Annotated in this window: 15 protein-coding genes; 10 read left to right on the forward strand and 5 right to left on the reverse strand. The window is 70.6% G+C overall.

Annotated elements, in window-relative coordinates:
• Positions 1–3,453, forward strand: a 3,453-nt coding sequence (locus ACFPIJ_RS08840; protein WP_380114188.1) for a type I polyketide synthase, incomplete at its 5' end; no start/stop codon positions are given.
• Here ACFPIJ_RS08840 and ACFPIJ_RS08845 read toward each other — a convergent pair.
• Positions 3,406–3,798 carry an NADAR family protein gene (locus tag ACFPIJ_RS08845; protein ID WP_380114189.1) on the reverse strand — a complete coding sequence of 131 codons (393 nt, stop codon included), beginning with the start codon at positions 3,796–3,798 and terminating at the stop codon, positions 3,406–3,408. The genes ACFPIJ_RS08840 and ACFPIJ_RS08845 overlap by 48 nt on opposite strands.
• Positions 3,799–4,189: 391 nt before the next feature.
• Here ACFPIJ_RS08845 and ACFPIJ_RS08850 point away from each other — a divergent pair, with 391 nt between their 5' ends.
• The 7 genes from ACFPIJ_RS08850 (at position 4,190) to ACFPIJ_RS08880 (ending at position 12,470) form a co-directional block, all read left to right on the forward strand.
• Entirely contained in the window at positions 4,190–4,753 is a 564-nt protein-coding gene (locus tag ACFPIJ_RS08850; RefSeq protein ID WP_380114190.1) for a helicase-related protein, read from the forward strand.
• Positions 4,728–5,018 (forward strand): hypothetical protein, encoded by a 291-nt coding sequence (locus ACFPIJ_RS08855; RefSeq protein ID WP_380114191.1) that lies wholly within the window; start codon positions 4,728–4,730, stop codon positions 5,016–5,018. The genes ACFPIJ_RS08850 and ACFPIJ_RS08855 overlap by 26 nt, the downstream gene beginning before the upstream one ends.
• Positions 5,019–5,251: 233 nt before the next feature.
• Entirely contained in the window at positions 5,252–5,662 is a 411-nt protein-coding gene (locus tag ACFPIJ_RS08860; RefSeq protein WP_380114757.1) for a cold-shock protein, read from the forward strand.
• A 204-nt stretch (positions 5,663–5,866) separates the two neighbouring features.
• A complete protein-coding gene (locus ACFPIJ_RS08865; RefSeq protein WP_380114192.1) occupies positions 5,867–6,412 on the forward strand; it encodes a hypothetical protein in 546 nt (181 codons plus the stop codon).
• A gap of 43 nt (positions 6,413–6,455) precedes the next feature.
• Complete coding sequence (locus ACFPIJ_RS08870) at positions 6,456–6,950, forward strand: hypothetical protein (RefSeq protein WP_380114193.1); 495 nt, start codon at positions 6,456–6,458, stop codon at positions 6,948–6,950.
• Positions 6,951–7,411: 461 nt separating this feature from the next.
• Positions 7,412–11,287 carry a ThuA domain-containing protein gene (locus ACFPIJ_RS08875; protein WP_380114194.1) on the forward strand — a complete coding sequence of 1,292 codons (3,876 nt, stop codon included), beginning with the start codon at positions 7,412–7,414 and terminating at the stop codon, positions 11,285–11,287.
• 91 nt (positions 11,288–11,378) lie between these two features.
• Positions 11,379–12,470 (forward strand): hypothetical protein, encoded by a 1,092-nt coding sequence (locus tag ACFPIJ_RS08880; protein ID WP_380114195.1) that lies wholly within the window; start codon positions 11,379–11,381, stop codon positions 12,468–12,470.
• Here ACFPIJ_RS08880 and ACFPIJ_RS08885 read toward each other — a convergent pair whose 3' ends face one another.
• The 3 genes from ACFPIJ_RS08885 to ACFPIJ_RS08895 form a co-directional block, all read right to left on the reverse strand.
• Complete coding sequence (locus tag ACFPIJ_RS08885; RefSeq protein WP_380114196.1) at positions 12,471–13,445, reverse strand: C-terminal binding protein; 975 nt, start codon at positions 13,443–13,445, stop codon at positions 12,471–12,473.
• Positions 13,446–13,617: 172 nt separating this feature from the next.
• Positions 13,618–14,286, reverse strand: coding sequence for a DUF998 domain-containing protein (locus ACFPIJ_RS08890; RefSeq protein ID WP_380114197.1), 669 nt, complete (start codon positions 14,284–14,286; stop codon positions 13,618–13,620).
• 40 nt (positions 14,287–14,326) lie between these two features.
• Positions 14,327–14,659 carry a hypothetical protein gene (locus ACFPIJ_RS08895; protein ID WP_380114198.1) on the reverse strand — a complete coding sequence of 111 codons (333 nt, stop codon included), beginning with the start codon at positions 14,657–14,659 and terminating at the stop codon, positions 14,327–14,329.
• Between the two features lie 91 nt (positions 14,660–14,750).
• Here ACFPIJ_RS08895 and ACFPIJ_RS08900 point away from each other — a divergent pair, with 91 nt between their 5' ends.
• Positions 14,751–15,686 carry a serine hydrolase domain-containing protein gene (locus ACFPIJ_RS08900; RefSeq protein WP_380114199.1) on the forward strand — a complete coding sequence of 312 codons (936 nt, stop codon included), beginning with the start codon at positions 14,751–14,753 and terminating at the stop codon, positions 15,684–15,686.
• Positions 15,687–15,690: 4 nt separating this feature from the next.
• Positions 15,691–16,347 carry a hypothetical protein gene (locus ACFPIJ_RS08905; protein WP_380114200.1) on the forward strand — a complete coding sequence of 219 codons (657 nt, stop codon included), beginning with the start codon at positions 15,691–15,693 and terminating at the stop codon, positions 16,345–16,347.
• On the opposite strand, the gene ACFPIJ_RS08910 is transcribed toward ACFPIJ_RS08905, so the two are convergent.
• A complete protein-coding gene (locus ACFPIJ_RS08910; protein ID WP_380114201.1) occupies positions 16,341–17,894 on the reverse strand; it encodes a TIGR03086 family metal-binding protein in 1,554 nt (517 codons plus the stop codon). The two genes, ACFPIJ_RS08905 and ACFPIJ_RS08910, sit on opposite strands and share 7 nt — an antisense overlap.
• Positions 17,895–17,924 lie beyond the last annotated feature (30 nt).

Raw genomic sequence — 17,924 nt, forward strand, 5'->3', positions numbered from 1 at the left:
CTGCCGCTGTTGGGTGCCGGGGTGGAGATCGCCGCGGTGAACGGCCCGGCCGCGGTGGTGATCTCTGGTGCCGAGGCGCCGGTGCTGGACTTGGCGCAGCGGCTGGCTGCGATGGGACGGGCGACGCGGCGGTTGCGGGTGTCGCATGCGTTTCATTCGGTGTTGATGGAGCCGATGCTGGCTGAGTTCGAGCGGGTGGTGCGGGGGTTGTCGTTCAACGCGCCGGCGGTGCCGGTGGTGTCGAATGTGACCGGGTTGCTGGCTGGGGATGAGGTGTGTACGGCGGAGTATTGGGTGCGGCATGTGCGTGCGGCGGTCCGGTTCGGTGATGGGGTCCGCTGCTTGCATGAGCAGGGTGTGCGGGTGTTCGTGGAGTTGGGTCCGGGTGCGGCGTTGACCGCGATGGTCCAGGAAAACCTGCCCGAGACAGCGGTGGAGCGGTCGGTGTTCGTGGCTGGGTTGCGTCGTGAAGGTGCTGAGGTCGAGTCGTTGCTGCTGGCGGTGGCGCAGGCGTTCACCGCGGGGGTGGGGGTGCGGTGGCCGGCGGTGTTCGCCGGCGTTCCCGCTACCCGGGTCGACCTGCCGACGTATGCGTTCCAGCGGGAGCGGTTCTGGTTGCAGCCGGCGATGTCGTCTGTCGGCGATGTTACGGCGGCGGGTCTTGGGGCGGCGGGGCATCCGTTGTTGGGTGCGGTGACGGCGTTGGCTGAGGGTGAGGGGGTGTTGTGGACGGGTCGGCTGTCGGTGCGTACGCATCCGTGGCTGGCTGATCATGTGGTGGCTGGTGCGGTGTTGTTCCCTGGGACCGGGTTTGTGGAACTGGCAGTATGCGCCGGGCAGGAGACTGGGTGCGGTGCGCTGGAGGAGTTGACGTTGCAGGCGCCGTTGGTCCTGCCGCCGGATGGTGCGGTGCAGGTGCAGGTGTGGGTTGGTGGACCGCAGGAGGAGTCGGGTCGGCGACCGGTCAACATCTACTCCCGCCCGGAGCACGGTGATGACGCGGGCGATGTGTGGGTGCGGCATGCCACCGGTGTGCTGTCCCCGACGATGTCGGCGCCGTCGTTTGATCTGACGGTGTGGCCTCCGCAGGGTGCGGTGGCGGTGGACATCGACGGCTTGTATGAGCGGTTGGCTGAGACCGGGTTCGGCTACGGGCCGGTGTTCCAGGGTTTGCAGGCCGTGTGGCGTCGTGACGGGGAGGTGTTCGCCGAGGTTGTCCTGCCGGAGCCGGCTGCGCAGGAGGCCGGCCTGTTCGGGATACATCCGGCCCTGCTGGACGCGGCCTTGCACCCGGCCCTGCTCGACGCTGGTCTGCTCGGTGGCGATGACGGGTTGCGGTTGCCGTTCGCGTGGTCGGGGGTGTCGTTGTTCGCTGCCGGGGCCGGGATGCTGCGGGTGCGGTTGACCCGGGCAGGCGACGACGGACTCGCCGTGGAAGTGGCTGACGGGGCCGGTATGCCGGCGGCGATGGTGGAATCGCTGTTGGCCCGCCCGGTCAGCACCGAGCAGCTCACCAACGCAACCGGTGGCGGCAGGGTTCTGGCAGATCACCTGTTCCAGATCGATTGGGTGGCGCCGACCGGTACCGGGTCGGTGTCGGCTTCGGCGCGATGGGCGGTGCTCGGTCCGGACGGGTCGGGGTTGGTCGGGGCGTTGCAGTCCGTCGGGTCGGGGGTGCAGCAGTATCCAGACTTGGCGGCGTTGCGGCAGGCGGTCGCTGATGGCGCTCCGGTGCCTGATCTGGTGTTGGCCGCTGACATCCCGGTGCCTGCTGATGGTGAGGTCGGTGTGCGGGTGCGGGCGGTGACGGGTTGGGTGTTGGAGTTGGTGCAGTCGTGGCTGGCTGATGACCGGTGGGGTGCGGCCCGGTTGGTGGTCCTGACCCGGGACGCGGTCGCTGTCAACGCCGGTGATGGTGTTGATGTGGTGCTGGCGCCGGTGTGGGGTTTGGTGCGTGCGGCGCAGTCGGAGCATCCTGACCGGATCGTGTTGGTGGATGTGGATGGCCGTCCGGCGTCGTGGCGGGTGTTGCCGACGGTGTTGGGTGGGGATGAGCCGCAGTTGGCGATCCGTGACGGTAGTGCCGTCGCTCCTCGGCTGGTGCGGACCGGACTGGTACCCCGGCCTGACACGGATGTCAGCGCTGGTTTCGGTTCCGGGATGGTGTTGGTGACTGGGGGGACCGGGGGTATCGGGGCGTTGGTGGCCCGGCACCTGGTGGCCCGGCACGGGGTGCGGCATCTGGTGCTGACCAGCCGCCGCGGTCTGGAAGCCCCCGGCGCGGTGCAGCTGCAGGAGGAACTGTCCGGGTTGGGTGCGCACGTGCAGGTCGTGGCCTGTGACGTCGCTGACCGGGATGCGGTCGCGGGTCTGTTGGCCGGCGTGGTGGGGGATCGGCCGTTGACGGCGGTGGTCCACGCGGCTGGGGTGTTGGACGACGGGGTGGTCTCGGCGCTGACCCCACAGCGGATCGATGCGGTACTGCGTCCGAAGGCTGACGGGGCGTGGCATCTGCACGAGCTGACCCGGGACATGGATCTGTCGGCGTTTGTGTTGTTCTCTTCGGTGGCGGGCACGCTCGGGGCCGCAGGTCAGGGGAACTACGCCGCGGCGAACACGTTCCTGGACGGGCTGGCGCAGACCCGTCGGGCGGCGGGTCTGCCCGGGGTGTCGTTGGCGTGGGGGTTGTGGCAGCAGCCCAGCGGGATGGCCGGCCATCTCAGCGACACCGACCTGGCCCGGATGAGCCGCTCAGGCGTGACGGCGTTGAGCGCAGAACAGGGTCTGGAACTGTTCGACACTGCGGTGCTGGCCGGGCTGTCCGCACCAGCGCACCTGGTACCGGCGTTGCTGGATGTCAAAGCTCTGCGGGGGACAGGCCCGGTCCCGGCACTGCTGCGCGCGCTGGTACGGCGGCCGGTTCGCCGGATGCAGGCCACCGCGTCTGCGGGCGAGTCGACGCTGGCCCGGCGCCTGACCGGGATACCCGCGACAGAACGGCAGGCGGTGGTCCTGGACGTGCTCCGCGGCGAGATCGCCGCCGTGCTGGGCCACACCAACCCCACCGCCGTGGACCCGGACCGGGCGTTCACCGAGGCCGGGTTCGACTCACTGACTGCCGTCGAACTGCGCAACCGACTCGGGACCGTCACCGGGCTACGGCTACCGACCACGTTGGTGTTCGACCACCCGAACCCCACCGCGCTGGCCGCCTACCTGACCAAGCAGGTCGCTGGGACGGCCGAGGGTGGCTCAGCGTCCGCCGAGCTCGATCGGCTCGAAGCCGTCATGTCGGCGGCGAACCCCGCCGATCTTTCGAGCATCGCATCGCGCCTTGAGGCCCTCCTCGCCAAATTCAGCCACACACCGGACACCGGTGGTGCGAACGTCGCGGAGAAGCTCAAATCAGCCACCGCCGATGAGATCTTCGCCTTTATCGACAACGAGCTGTGATGGATCGCCAGGCCAGGTTCGGCCAGTCGGCTGCGGGCGCAGACCACGGTCTGTTGGGTCAACGTGCGGGTTGGCGTCGAGGTCGAACGTGCGCAGGCTCTTGTCGCGGGGGAAAGTAGCTGCCCGGCGCATCACGTCGTCTTTGACCCGTTCCCAGTCGCGGCGCAGCGGCAGGGAACGGTCGCGGCCCAGCTCGGCGGCCCGCAACGGGGTCGCCGTCCGCCGGATGAGTTCGGCGTGGCGGGTGCCGGGGAACTTCTGGGCCTGGAAATAATGCTCGGAGGTCGTCCACCGGTGGCCGTCGAGGTCGAAGCCGTGGCCGGAGAAGTTGGAGAAACCTCGCATCCGTCCGTGTCGCCGAGAAGAGCGGCTTCATTTACGTCCACGACATCACGTCCGGCACTGACAAGCAACCCGATGGAACCCCGGCAACGCTGCGGCTCTATGTGCATGACTTGTAGACACCCGGCCGCCTTAACCAGTCCTCGACCCGAAGATCAATCACTCTTCGCGGGACAGAACCCCGAAGTCACGGACGAAGCCACAACGGCGCCCGTGCCGTAGCATGCGACGGTCTTGCGGGGTTGACGGGCTGTGGTTGGGGGCACATGCAACGCGGGGACCGGAGCCGGCCGCGCCTCTACCTGAAGATCGCCGACGCCGACGCGACGCTTCCTGCGTTCTCCGCCGATCAGGACGTCCGTGCGCTGCTGCCGCAAGACCCTCAGGCCTGTGGGTGGCCACCACGGAGAAGCATGAGGCAGAGACCGACTTCCGGGAGCGGCGCACCGACATCCTGGTCGCCACGGCGACGGTCGCGGCCGGTGTGAACCTGCCGGCTCGCGCGGTCGTGGTCCGTGACACGCAGGTCGGCCTGGACAGCTTCGACGGCGCCACCATCCAGCAGATGTTCGGCCGCACCGGTCGAGTGGGCGTCGGTGAACCCGCCGGATACGCCTTCCTCATCGCCGACGAGTACGAGCGTGGCGGCTGGCAGTCGCGTCTGGTGCGGGGCCATCGGGTGGTGTCGCGGATGCGGGTCAGTCTCGCCGACCACGTCCTGGGCGAGGTGGTACGCGGTGCGGTGGGCTCGGTGCCGCAGGCGGAACGTTGGTGGGTCCAGACGTTGGCGTACCACCAGGGCAACCGCAGCGGGGCGCCGCTCGTGGAGGCGGTGGCGTTCCTGGGGCGGGCGGCGATGTTGCGCGGTTCCGGCGCTCCGGGGGCAGGAGCACGCGCTGGCGGCCACGGAGCTGGGTGCACTCACCGGACGGATGATGGTGCCGACAGCCGTCGGTGATCTGCTGCGTACGGCCCTGCATGACGTGCCGGTGCCGGACAACGCGGCGGACGCCGAGCGCGCGCTGGTTGACGTGCTCGCGGTATCGGTGCCGAAGATGCTCCAGGCGAACGCTGGTGACGATGCGAAGGCCGCGGTCGCCGCCGTGCTGGCCGCCGACGGGCGGGTCGCCACCGACGACCTGCCAGAAGACCGGCTGCCCTTGCGAACGGCGGCACGGGCGCGGTCGCGGGCCGGCGGCCGGTACAGATGGAGCCGTCGATGAACGCGCGGATCGTGCCGATCAGGTCGGTGGCGCCGGCGAAGCTGCCGCGGCGGATGGCCTGCCGACCCGAAGTTCACGAACGTGAGCCAGGCCGGCGTGGCTCGGACCGGGCGGGCAACGGTTTGCGGTACACGGGTGCTGCTGTAGCGTTGGCCGCAGAACGGTGCGAACGAAGCTCCGGTTCGCGCCGGACATTGTTGGTTCGGTCGGTTGAGGTGGTTGCTGTGGGTTCGGTGGGAAGAGTTCTGAGGTTTGATGACACCCGTGGATATGGGTTCATCGCTCCGGCGGCGGGCGGCGAGGATGTCTTCGTCCACGCGAATGACTTCGGTGAGGCGAGGCATCTCGTGCGTCCCGGGCTTCGTGTGGAGTATGAGTGTGCCGAGGGCGACCGGGGGCTGAAGGTGGCGTCGGTCCGCATCCTCGACGACGCGGCCGTCCAGCCGACGGTCCGGGTGGCTGCGCCGCATGACAGGGCCGTGGATGACGACGGTCTGTGCGATGTGTTGGCTGCTGGCGATCTCGTCGGCGAAGTCACCGAGATGCTGATCCAGCACCTGCCCTCGCTGACCGGCGGCCAGATCGCTGAGATCCGGGACAGGTTCGTCGGCATCGCCCGTAAGCACGGCTGGGTGGAAGGCTGAGCACGTCGCCTGCTCGGCGCGCGCGCCGAGCAGGCGACGTCACGGAAAACCGTCACATCCACCACGACGATGACGTCAAGCGTTGTGTTTTGGTGTGGCATTGACAGGCTGGGAAACGATCAAAGACGCGCCGTGCGGTGATTCCCGCCGTGTAGAGTGTCGTATCGTGTTGGGTCGTATCGCGGCAACGCCTGGGGAGTCGGGTTGAGCGCCTATCTCGTTTCCATTGCACCGGCACCCGACGCCACCGGTGCCGTCGAGTCGGACGCGTTCGTCAGCGTCCGGGTGGAGACCACTGGGAACACGGCCCGGATCGTGGAGATGATCGTCCGGTCGTCGTCGCCAGCCGGGCTGTCACTGCAGCGGTTGCCTCAGATCGACCTCGCGCTGATCGGACGTGCGCTGGCATCCGGCGCCCTCGACGGCGTCACAGAGACGACGGATCCCGAACCGGACACCGACGCTGCGGAGCACGTGTCGCCGGCCGCTCCGCGAGCTACGGCATCGCCGCGGGCGGCGACTCCGCGATCCGCCGCATCGCCGCGGGCAGCGGCCACCTCTTCCCGGACGAAGCGGGAGAGCAAACAGGCCGGCAGCGCCGGGCGGGCCTACCGCCGGATGCCCGACGTCGCCGAGCTGCTGGCGACGTTCGGCGAGATCGGCAGCGTCACGGGACTCGCCGAGCATTACGGCGTTCCGCGGCACACCGCGCAAGGATGGATGGGCCGCGCCCGCAAGGCGAAGGCATAGTTCCGTAGTGTCCGTCTACACGGTTACGGTGGCGTCAGCGGACGTGGCCGGGGGCGTTGTGACCGTGCACGTCCGGCTCAGCCCAGCTGGTGTCGTCGTGGAGCAGGTTGCCGTGCGCCTCGCTGAGGACGGCACACCGCTGCCCGCCGAGCTCGCCACGATCGATTTCGCGCAGCTGATGCGGGACGCGGCGATCATGTCGGAAGGGCGGCTGCCGGCCACGGCCGCGCAGGAGTCCAGCCGGGTCGAGCCGGACGCCGGGGCGAGGGCCGCGTCGGTCCAGGAAGCCACTGAGCCCGTGACGCCCCGGGCGCAGGACGACGGCGGCCGCGACCGGTTGCGGTCGAAGTCTCCGGGTGAGATCGGCATGCCGTCCGACCTCGCCGTGGTGTTCTGGCGACTCGGCTCCGCCACCAAGATAGCTGCGCACTATGCGGTGCCGCGCCAGGTGGCGGTTGAGTGGATCAGCCTGCTCCGCAATGAGGGAACCGCGCCGAATCCCTGGAAGCGGACGGGTAAGACCCGACGCTCGCGGTAGGCGACCGAACGCTCGCCATCTTCGTCGTCATGGTCCCGGTCGCCACCGCCATGACCGGCCCGCTGCTGAACCTGCTCGGTCTTCACCGCCGGCCCGCTGGACCGGACGGAGCCAGGAACGACGAGCTCGACGGGGCGCGCGCTGTCGCTGATAAACGGTAATCGATGAACCGTTGCCAGGGGCTTGTGAGTCTGCTTAACTAATCGGCACCTCGGTGAGAGAGCGCTCTCTGGAGTGCGGGTCGGGGTGGAAGGAGAGACGCCCGGTTGCCGCCGCCAACGGTGCCGGGCTGCAACGAATTCAACACTGTTACGGCACCACGCGGCCTTCGGCGAGGCGCGACGTGCCGCACATCCGCGCGGCATCGGTGCCCGCGGATCACCTGATCGCGGCCTGAGAGCTGACGTGATCGGCGCACGTCGTTCGACGCTGCTGCATTCACAGGAGAGGTGCAACCGATCATGATTCGCAGAGTGCTGCTCTGCGTCGCCATGGTGCTGGCCGGAGCGGCCTTCAACATCGCTCCGGCATTCGCGGCCGACTTCACGGTGCTGATCTTCAGCAAGACCGCGGGGTTCCGGCACGACGCGATCCCGGCAGGGATCGCCGCGATCCAGCAACTGGGCACGCAGAACAACTTCACCGTCGAGGCCACCGAGGACGCGAGCCAGTTCAACGACACGAACCTGGCCCGGTTCAAGGCGGTCATCTGGCTGTCCACGACCGCCGACGTGCTCGACGCGAACCAGCAGGCCGCGTTCGAGCGCTACATCCGGGCGGGCGGTGGCTACGTCGGCGTGCACGCCGCGGCCGACACCGAGTACGACTGGCCCTGGTACGGCAACCTCGTCGGAGCCTACTTCTCCAGCCACCCCGCGATCCAGCCGGTCACGGTCCGCATCGAGGACCCCGCACACCCCTCCAACGCGGGCATCCCGACGAACTGGAACCGCACCGACGAGCTGTACAACTACCGCACCAACCCGCGCTCGCAGGTGCACGTCCTCGCGAACCTCAACGAGGCCACGTACACCGGCGGCACCATGAACGGCGACCACCCGATCTCGTGGTGCCGCGCGTATGACGGTGGCCGCTCCTGGTACACCGGCCTCGGCCACACCCAGGAGAGCTACACCGAGGCGAACTTCCGCACCCACCTGCTCGGCGGTATCAAGTACGCCGCGCAGAACATCGGCAACTGCTCGGTGCAGTCCGCCGTCGGCACGTTCAACCAGGTCAACCTGGCCAAGGGCGTGGCGGAGACCGGCGAGCCGATGGGTCTCACCGTGCTGCCGAACCGGGGCGTGCTGCACACCTCGCGCGACGGCGTCATCCGCTACACCGACGTCAACGGCAACACCAAGGTCGCCCTGACGCTGCAGGTCTACACCCACGACGAGGAGGGTCTGCAGAGCATCAAGGCCGACCCGAACTTCGCCACGAACAAATGGGTGTACGCCTACTACGCGCCACCGCTCAGCACGCCCGGCGGCGACGCCCCGGCCACCGGCACGGCGGCGCAGTTCGCCCCGTTCAACGGATCCAACAAGCTGGCCCGGTTCACCGTGCGGGACGACTACACGATTGACCCGGCCTCGATGGTGACGATCCTCGACGTGCCGACCAGCCGCGGGTTGTGCTGCCACGTCGGCGGCGACATCGATTTCGACGCGGCCGGCAACCTGTACCTGTCCACCGGCGACGACACCAACCCGTTCGACTCCGGCGGTTACGCGCCGCTCGACGAGCGGGCCGACCACAACCCCGCCTACGACGCGCAGCGCACCGCGGGCAACAGCAACGACCTGCGGGGCAAGGTCCTGCGGATCAAGCCGGGCGCGACCGGCGGCTACACCATCCCCGCCGGCAACATGTTCGCCCCTGGCACGGCGAACACCAGGCCCGAGGTGTACGCCATGGGCTTCCGCAACCCGTTCCGGATGAGCGTGGACAAGGCCACCGGGGTCGTCTACCTCGGTGACTACGGCCCCGACGCCGGCTCCGCCGACCCGCAGCGCGGGCCGGCGGGAACGGTTTCGTTCGAGCGGATCACCCAGCCGGGCTTCTTCGGCTGGCCGTACTGCTCCAACTACAACACCCCGTACCAGGAGTACACGTTCCCGACCGGGCCGTCGGCCGGCGCGTACAACTGTGCCGGCGGGCCGACGAACAACTCGCGGAACAACACCGGCATCACCAACCTGCCGGCGTCGCAGGCCGCCTGGTTGCCCTACGGCGGCCAGGGTCCGTGGCGGCCCGAGCTCGGCGGCGGCGGCCCCATGGGCGGCCCGGTCTACAACTTCAACCCGAACCTGGTCTCGGACGTGAAGTTCCCGGCCTCGTACAACGGCAGGGCGTTCCTCGGCGAGTTCACCAGCCGCTGGATCAAGGCGGCCACGATCAACGCCAACGGTACGGCCGGCGCGATCGACTCGATCCCGTGGACCGGCACCGCGATCATGGACATGGAGTTCGGGCCGGACGGCGCCCTGTACGTCCTCGACTACGGCACCACCTGGTTCGGCGGCGACGCCAACTCGGCCCTGTACCGGATCGAGTACAACAGCGGTGGCAACCGGGCTCCGATCGCGCAGGCCGCCGCGACCCCGTCCTCCGGGGCGGCGCCGCTGACCGTGCAGTTCAGCTCGGCCGGCACCAACGACCCGGACGGCGACGCCATCACGTACGCCTGGGACTTCACCACCAACGGCAGCACCGACTCCACCGCGGCCAACCCGACGTTCACGTACCCCACGAACGGCGAGTACACCGCGACGCTGACGGTGCGCGACACCGGCGGCAGAACCGCGACGGCAAGTGTCGTCGTCGGGGTCGGCCGGCCGACGATCCAGCTCATCACCCCGGCCGACGGCTCGGTGTTCCAGTTCGGGGACCTGGTGCCGTTCGAGGTGCGGGTCACCGACCCGAACGCCGGCACCATCGACTGCAACCGGGTCGTGGTCAACTACGTCCTGGGCCACGACAGTCACGGTCACCCGATCACCAGCAAGACCGGCTGCACCGGGTCGATCCAGACCACAGTGGACGGTGAACACGACCCCAGCTCGAACATCTTCGGGGTCATGGCCGCCGTGTACACCCCGGTCAGCGGGACCGCGGTCCAGGACCAGCACCAGCTGCAGCCGCGGACCCGGCAGGCCGAGCACTACAACACCATGAACGGCGTCCAGCTCGCCGCCAAGGCCAGTGCGCACGGTGGCAACGCCGTCGGGTACATCGAGAACGGCGACTGGATCGCCTTCAACACGTACAACCTGGCCGGTGTCACCGGTTTCAAGGCGCGGGTCGCCTCGGCCGGCGTCGGCGGCACCATCTCGGTGCGGACCGACTCACCGACCGGCCCGGTGGCCGGCACGGTGCAGGTCACCTCGACCGGCGGCTGGGAGACCTGGGTCGACGTCACCGGGACGATCAGCCCACCGGCCGGCACGCACCAGCTGTACCTGGTGTTCACCGGCGCCGCCACCGGATCGTTGTTCGACATCGACGACTTCACGTTCACCTCCGGCACCACGCAACCGCCGTCGGCGAACCTGGCGTTGAACAAGCCGGTGACGGTGTCCAGCACCGAGAACGCCGGCACCCCGGCGTCGGCGGCCGTGGACGGTTCGCTGACCACCCGGTGGTCGAGCGCGGCCGCGGATCCACAGTGGATCCGGGTCGACCTCGGCCAGTCCTACGCCATCGACCGGGTCAAGCTGACGTGGGAGGCGGCGTACGGTTCGGCGTATCAGATCCAGACGTCGGCGGACGGCACCACCTGGACGACGGTGCGCTCGGTGACCGGCGGTGACGGCGGCGTCGACGACAACACCGGGCTGGCCGCGACCGGCCGTTACGTGCGGATCAACGGCACCGCCCGTGGCACCGCATACGGCTATTCGCTGTGGGAGTTCGAGGTGTACGGGGGCGGCACGACCCAGCCCCCGGCCGGGAACCTGGCCCTGAACAAGCCCGCGACGGCGTCCAGCGTCGAGAACGCCGGCACCCCGGCGTCGGGGGCCGTGGACGGCTCGTTGACGACCCGGTGGTCGAGTGCGTTCGCGGATCCACAGTGGATCCGCGTCGACCTCGGGCAGTCCTACGCGATCGGCCGCGTCAAGCTGACGTGGGAGGCGGCGTACGGTTCGGCGTATCAGATCCAGACGTCGGCGGACGGCACCACCTGGACGACGGTGCGCTCGGTGACCGGCGGTGACGGTGGCGTGGATGACAACACCGCGCTGGCCGCGACCGGCCGCTACGTCCGCATCAACGGCACCACCCGTGGCACGGCGTGGGGCTACTCACTGCTGGAGTTCGAGGTCTACAGCTGAGCACAAGGGCGCGGGGATCGTCGGCGGTCCCCGCGCCCGGCTGTGGCATCATTGCCGGCATGACCGACAGAATCGAGCCTTCCGGCCGCCGGTGAGCACCGCCCTGTTCGACCACGCGCTGCGCCTGCAGCAACTGCATCCCGACACACCCCTGCCGCGGGACGGTGAGCCGTTCCCCGACGAGGCGGCACACCCCGACCGGCAACCCGCGCGGACGCGCGAAGGCCCGCGCCGCAAGGGTGCCGGCGCCGCCGCCGTCCTGGACGCCCACTTCGCCGACGCCGACGCGACGCCGGCCGACCTGGTCGACGCGTTCCACGACGTGTACGTGCCGATCCACCGCAACGACCACATCGCGGCCGCCGCCCTGCGCGCCGGACGCAAGCGGGTCCGCCGGACCGGCCGTTGGCTGGTGCGGCACAGCACCGACCGCTGCTCGGTGACCGTCGGGCTGGCACTGCTCGCCACGGACCACGACGATCGGGACATCCCGCTGATCCAGACCATCGGGCTGCTGTCGGAGCACTTCGGTGCGCTCGCCGCCGAGGCGCTCCAACGCCGCCGCGACGGCGGGCCGGCGCTGCTGTGGCTGGCGCAGCGGACCGCGGGCTGGGGCCGGGTCTACGTCATCGAGGCGATGTGCCGCCGGGGCGTCCACGGATCATCCCGGGACTGGCTGCTGCGCCATGCCTGTGACGGCGACTTCCTCGCCGGCTACTACGCCGGCAAGGTGGCAATCGCGGCGCAGCTGCACCCGGCGATCGTCGATCCCGACGCCGACGAGGCACTGATCGACCACACCGGCAGGATCCTGAGCACCATGGCCGACTGCAGCGGCATGGGCTCGACGCTGGAGCACTACCCGTCGGCGGCGGCCGTGCTCACCGCGCACGCCGGTCACCTCGGCCGGCTCGCGCCCACCGTGCACCGGTACGTCACCGCCGCGACCATCGCCGACCACCTGGCGAAGCGGCCGCCGGAGCGCAACGGCTGCACGCCTGAGCAGCGGGACGGATTGGTGCGGCAGTACCTCGCCGTGCTGGACCGGCAGGACTGGTGCGACACCGCCCGTGCCGGTCTCGCCCCGGACGACGGCTTCACCGTCTGGTTCGTCGCGGAGACGGCGGCCCGCCTGCGACTGCGGGCGTTCTCCGGCACCGGGGCGGACCCGCGGGCCGAATGATCAGATGAGGGCGGGCTGGTTCACCGGTGACAGCGGTGCGTGGCCGTTGAGGACGCGGACGGCTTCCTCCGCCGCGATCGACCGGATGGTTTCAACTGACTGCTCCGAGTAGCAGGCGGCGCGCGGGGTCACGATGACGTTCGGCAGGGTCAGCAGCGGGTTGCCCGGCCCCTCCTCCAGGTCGTCCAGGGCGGCGCCGGCGATGGTGCCGCGCTCGAGCGCGCCGGCCAGGGCGGCGTCCTCGATGATGGAGCCGTGGGCGGTGCTCACGAGGATCGCGTCCGGTTTCATGTGGGCCAGCGTGGCCGTGTCGAACAGGTGGTGGGTCTCCGGTGTCAGCGGCGCCTGGACGATGAGGTAGTCGGAGTCCGCGACGAGGTGATCGAAGGTGACCGGGCGGACGCCGTAGGCCCGGATGTCCTCGTCGTCGACGAACGGGTCGTGGCTGACGATGTGGACGCCGAAGGGGTGGGCGCGGTCGGCGATGAGCCTGGCGATCGGGCCGAAGCCGAGCAGCCCGAACACCCGTCCGCGCAGCCGTTGAATCGGCGCGCCGGTTCGCCAGCGCCATTCGCCGTGCCGGGTGGCGGTGTCGTACTCGGTGATCCGGCGGGCCGCACTGAGCCAGAGCGCGATCGCGTGGTCGGCGACCTCCTCGGCGCACCAGTCGTCGGGCGCGCTGGTGACCTGGATGCCGTGCAGGGTCGCGGCATCGACGTCGACGCCGTCCACGCCGGTGCCGTAGCGGGCGATGACCTGGCAGCGCGGGAGCCGGTCCATCGCGGTCGCGCCGATCCGGGCGTACTGGGTGAGGATGCCGTCGGCGTCCTGCCCGTGGCGGATCACCTCGTCCTCCGACCTGCACTGGTACGCGCGAAGGGTGAACCCGGCCTCCTCCACGATGGTCCGCTCGAGCTCGGTGTCGCCGAAGTCGGAGTCGGCGATCATGATCGTGCCGCGGTCGGTGTGAGTCACGAGGGTGTCCTCTCGACGTCCTGGAACTCGACGGCGAAGAGGCCTACCCCCGATGGCCCGACCTAACCCGCCGTCACGGGGCAGCACGAGCCCGTCGCGGTCCGTATAGTTCGATGATCGTGGAGGCCAACGGGGCACGGCCCGGCGTCGACCCTGCCGACGGTGCAATGGGTCAGGCGTCGACGTCACCGGCAGGACGGCGGGTGGTGCGCACCGCCCACCAGGCCAGCAGCAGCACCGTCGCCACCTCGGCGAGGCCGAGCAGGCGCTCCACCCCGCCGAGCGGGATCGCCCGCCACCAGCGCACGCCCGTCCACGGCTCGGACAGCAGCGCCCACAGGATCGGGGCGAAGCACAGCAGGGACACGACCCCGCCGAGGGCCACCAGCCGCGCGGCCGGTCGGGTGCGCTCGGCGCGCAGCCAGGGCAGGGCGGCCAGCAGGGCACCCGCCGGCAGGCTGAGGAACGCGACCAGGCTGGCGGCGCGGTGGATGTCGCCGCTCATCGACGGGCCGGCTGCCCAGTTGTGCTTCTCGAACCAGACCACGCCGATCAGGCCGGCGACCCACAGCAGCAGCGCGGCCGCGGCGGCCCGGCTCACCAGCGCGGCGCGGTGCAGCGCGACCAGCACCGCGAAGGAGCCCGCGGCCAGCAGCAGCGTCGCCACGTCGAACACCCAGCCGTTGGACAGCAGCGCGTACTGGCTGATCGTCCGGCTGCTCCAGTCCAGCCCCGCCGACGGCGGCACCACGTGCAGCACGCCGAACAGGACGACGGAGACCGCCACGCACAGCACGCCAACCGCGGCGAACGCCCCGACGACCCCGGATCCGCTTCTCATCCCCTCCAGCCTGCCACGGACTCCGCCATGGGTTCAGGACTCAGTGACACAACACCGCCACCTGCAGGAACAGGTAGCACGAGGCGACCACGGCGAGGGTGAGGGCGCCCAGCGCGCGGGCCGCGACCTCGACGCCGCCACGGTGCCGGCGGGTCACCGGCAGCGTCTGTTCCACCGCGATCGCGGCCAGCCAGCACACCAGTACCAGCGAAAATCCCAGATCCCAGCCGGGGTTGTCGAACGCGCTCGCGTTGCCGTTTCCGCCGTAGTTGGCGCAGTCTTCCGGACGCGTGATCGGGTCGAGGACGGCGAGGAGCACCGCGATCGCCGCGCCTCCGGTGAGGAGGGCCCAGAAGCCGCTGAACTTGATCATGGAGCGAGCGTAGAGGCGGCGCCGGGGGAGATTTGCGAAGATCGTGTGGACGTTCTGCACAACATTGCCGCATCGAGACGAAGGGGCATGGATGCGCGAGCTTGAAGGGTTGCACGCGGTCGTGGCGATCCGCGGCGGGAAGACGGTGCTGGAGCACTACGGCGAGGGCGAGGACCGCTCCTGGAACCGGTCGCTGGGGGTCGTGCGGTTCGGGCCGGACACGCTGCACGACCTCCGGTCGGTGACGAAGAGCGTGACGGCGCTGCTGTACGGCATCGCGCTCGGCGAAGGTCGCGTGCCGGCCCCGGAAGAGCCGCTGATGCGGTACTTCCCGCAGTACCCGGACCTGGCGGCCGAGCCGGACCGGGCGCGGCTCACCGTCGAGCACGCGCTGACGATGTCGCTGGGGCTCGAATGGCGGGAGGACATCCCGTACGACAGCCCGGCCAACGCCGAGATCGCGATGGAGCTGGCCGCCGACCGGTACCGGTATGTGCTCGAACGGCCGGTGGCCGAGCCGCCCGGCACCCGGTGGAGCTACAGCGGCGGCGCCACCGCGCTGCTCGGGAAGCTCATCGCCGACGGGACCGGGCAACCCCTCGAACGCTACGGCCGCACCGCGCTGTTCGACCCGCTGGGCATCGAGACCGTCGAGTGGATGGCCGGCACCGACGGGGTCGCGTCCGCGGCGTCCGGGCTGCGGCTGACGCCGCGGGACCTGGCGCGGATCGGTGAGCTGGTGCTGGCGGAGGGGGAGTGGGACGGCCGCCGGGTGGTGCCCGCCGAATGGATCCGCACGATGGTCCAGCCGCGGCTGCGGACGGACTGGGGCGCCGGGTACGGCTTCCACTGGTACCTGGAGACCATCGCCGGCCAGCGGATGGTGCTCGCCGCGGGCAACGGCGGGCAGCGCCTCGCCGTGGTGCCGGAGCTGGGCCTCGCGGTCGCCGTCACCGCGGGGAACTATGACGACCCGGAGCAGTGGCGGACCCCCGTCGCCGCGCTGGAACAGGCCGTCCTAGCCTGAGCGGATGTCGGAACGGGAAGTCCTCGGGTTCAGCGTCGACGTGGACCGGTTGTGGGCGCTCGTCGGGTCCGGGCAGGACGCCGACGAGCTGCTCGGCAAGGAGGCCGGGGCGGCAGCGGACCTCGACTATCACCTGGCGCACACCTGGCCGGGCATGACCACGGCGCGGCTCGCCGCCGACGTGTTCGCCGGGCGGCTTGACGAGCGGCACGCCGATGACGTGACCCGCCTGCTGGTGCCGGTGCTGAGTGTTGTCGGGATCCCGGTGTACGACCAGCAGGCGATCTGGCTCCAGGAAACGATGTACCTGGCGTGGGGGCCGGTCTTCGACGCGCTCGGCCTGCGGACGCTCGCGGGCCTGTGGGAGACGTCGAACGTCGCATGGCCGTGGCCGCGCGGCACCGATCCCAGGTCGACCTGGCCGATCGTGACGGAGCTGCCGCCCGCCGCCGTGGCCGCGGCCGCCGCCGAGTTCGCAGCGGAGACCGTCTGGCGGGCGGCCCCGCCGGACGAGCTGCTGGTCGACATCGACGGTGACCCCCTCGACGACCTCGACGACGCCCGCGAGGAACTGGCCGAGCACCTCGACCTGCTGGCCGCCTGGGTCAAGCGGGTGCCGGCCGGTGAGTCCCTGATCCTGGTGATCGACGGAGATCAGTGACGCCCTAGGTATGCCGCGAGCCGGTCCGCGGCGGTCGCCCCGGCCGGCGCCGGCTGTTCCGGGCCGAACGATCCGCCGGGGGTGCGGGGGAGGGCGCCGTACATCGCCCGCACGGCCGGCAGCACGGTCTCGGCGACCTCCGGGGCGAGATCGGTCGGCTGGCCGGTTGCCCTGGCGAGGTCCCAGCCGTGCACCAGCATCTCGATGACGACCTGTTCGGCCAGCCGCCAGCCGGGCGCGTCGCCGTACCGTTGCCGCAGCATGCCGGGTCGCCGGAACGCGGTGAGGGTCGCGGCGGCGGCGAGCCGGAACGCGGCCACATGGTCGGCACCGAGGTGGTCGGCGGCGAAGTCGGTCCGCGGGGCGCCCTCGGCCAGGCTGGTCCACAGCAGGTTCTCCCACACCAGGTGGTCGATCAGCGCGCGCACGTCCCATCCGGCGCACGGGGTGGGGTCGCCGAAGCGGGTGGGTGGCACGCCGGCGACGATCAGCTCCACCTCGGCCAGCACCCGCTCGCAGGCGGCCAGCATTGCGGCCGGCTCGGAGTCGGCACCGTCGAGCATCGCGGTGATGGCGGCGGCGCGGGCGCCGGGGGCCGGGTTCGCCCGCAGCGCGGTCGTCAGCCACTGCCCAGGGCCGGCCAGGCTCGGGCGCACCGGCCAGCCGTTGATGACGCACAGCAGCTGCCAGTACCGTTCGACGCCGGCATCCGCCGCGACCTCCAGCTGCTCCAGCAGCCGCTGCCGGGCCTGCTCGCCGTCGCCGTCGACCTTGAGGTCGGTGCGGGTCTGGGTGGGCAGCCACGCCTCGACGATGCCGGCCACGACCGGGTCCGCCGCGGGCGAGTCCGGCATGATCCCGGCGTCGGTGGCGGCCGTGACCCGTTGTGTCCACAGGTCGGTGAGGTCCCGGAGCGCCTCGATCTCCCGCTCGTCGTGCTCGCCGGGCGCGTGTTCGGCGGCGTACGCGGCCATCCGCGCCAACGCCTCCCGTAGCTGCGGGGTCCGCACCAGGGCGGCCAGTTCGAGCCACGCGTCGAGCTGCTCGGGGGTCGGCTGGTCGGGCAGGTCGGGGGTGGCGGCGAGGAGCCCGGCACGGTACGTCGGCACGTCGAGGTCGCCGAGTGCCTCTGCGACGAACTCGTGGACGACGGCGGTCCGTTCGGCCGCGGAAAGCCTGGCGAGGTGGGTCAGCTCGGCGAGTTCTTCGGCCCCTTGGAACGACGTCCCCTGCGCGGCCGACCTCAGCACGGCCTGTTGCAGCCGCAGCGTGCGGATCTGCGCCTCGAGCGCGTCGGCGTGGATGGCCGCCGCCTCGGGCAGGCTGCGCTCCCGGTCGACGACCTCGCGGATCGCGGCCATGCCCAGCCCGAGGTCCCGCAGGGTCCGCGCCAGCTCCAGCCGGGCGAGCGCCCGCGCGTCGTAGCGCCGGTAACCGGTCGCGCTGCGCTCGGTCGGCGGCACCACGCCGATGTCGGACCAGTGCCGGATCACCTTCACGGGCAGCCCGGTCCGTTTCGCCAGGTCGCCGATACTCCACAAGGTCACACCGTCCACCCTGAGGTCTCCCACGGTGGG

It is taken from the genome of Dactylosporangium cerinum (genome assembly GCF_042653625.1).
Classification (GTDB): domain Bacteria; phylum Actinomycetota; class Actinomycetes; order Mycobacteriales; family Micromonosporaceae; genus Dactylosporangium; species Dactylosporangium cerinum.